At 76.0% G+C, this 1177-nt stretch carries 1 protein-coding gene; it reads right to left on the bottom strand.

Going from position 1 to position 1177, the window contains the following annotated elements:
* Positions 1–221: 221 nt before the first annotated feature.
* Positions 222–902 carry a spermidine synthase family protein gene (locus AB0J52_RS41575; protein WP_500188792.1) on the bottom strand — a complete coding sequence of 227 codons (681 nt, stop codon included), beginning with the start codon at positions 900–902 and terminating at the stop codon, positions 222–224.
* Positions 903–1177: the final 275 nt, after the last annotated feature.

Genomic DNA, 1177 nt, shown 5'->3' with positions numbered 1-1177 from the left:
CCCGACCAGCGCGGCCGACCCCGCCACCAGCGCGGCGTCGCGGGCGAGCGCGCCCGGCAGCAGGTCGGACAGGACGGCGGCGGGCCGGCGGGCCGCGGGGGCGGCGTGAGCGGTGGACACAACAACCTCCACAAAACGTGTGTGTTGGGTCGAAACCTAGCGAACGGCCCTCTAGGAGGCGATCACCCGGGCTACAGAATCACCCCGCCCCGATTTGTCGGTCAGGCCCGGCGGGCCAGGTAGACGACGTCCGGTTCGCCGCGCGGCACCGGCACCGGCCGCGCCTCCACCCACCCGAACCGGCCCCGCAGCAGCTCCTCGAACGCCGGGGCCGCGCCCGCGCTCCACACCGCCAGCACGCCCCGCCCGGTGAGCCGCGCGGTGAGCAGGTCCAGGCCGTCCGGCCCGTACAGGCGGGCGTTGCCGGGCGTGACCGTCCAGTCGGGGCCGTTGTCGACGTCCAGGCACAGCACGTCGTGCCGGGACGCGTCGGCGGTCAGGTGGTCCACCAGGTCGGCGGTGACGATCCGGGTACGCGGATCGTCGAGCGCGCCGCCCGAGAACGGGCGCAGCGGCCCGTCCGGCCCGCGGTGCCAGCCGACGACCGCCGGCTCGCGCTCCACGACCGTCACCGCGCCGACCCGCGGCAGCCGCAGCGCCTCGGCCAGGCTGAACCCGACGCCGAGACCGCCCACCAGCACGCTCACCGGCCCGGACCCGTCCGCGGGGACGGCGCCGACCGCCGCCGACACCAGCAGCCGCTCCGACTCCCCGTTGCGGGTGTCCATGAGGAACACCCCGTTGCTGATGATCTCGTGGTGCTCCCCGGCGCGGCGCAGCACCAGCTCGCCTCCGACCCCCGCCGCGCGCTCCACCACGTCCGCCTCGACCCCGGTCCTCATGCGCACGACCCTAGCCGTCCCCGGCCCCGCGCCTCCGCCGGAACGCCCCATGATCCTTTAACTGGTCCGGCGGGGCCGGGTGCGGTCCGGGCGATGCCTGCCCCGCGGTCGGCCCCTGCGGGCACCGGTGTTTCGGCGAAACCACGGCAACAGGTACGTAACAATGGCTCGGCTATGGCATCGCGAACGCGGAACTCCCAGGCAGCACATCCCACGCCCCCCGCCACCCAGGGCGGAGCGCGGCCCGACCCCGGGCCCCGACCGGGCCGCGGGCG

The sequence above is a fragment of the Spirillospora sp. NPDC049652 genome (assembly GCF_040675125.1).
Lineage (GTDB): Bacteria > Actinomycetota > Actinomycetes > Streptosporangiales > Streptosporangiaceae > Spirillospora.
The sequence above is the reverse complement of the archived record's forward strand: the minus strand, read 5'-3'. Positions and strand labels throughout refer to the sequence as shown.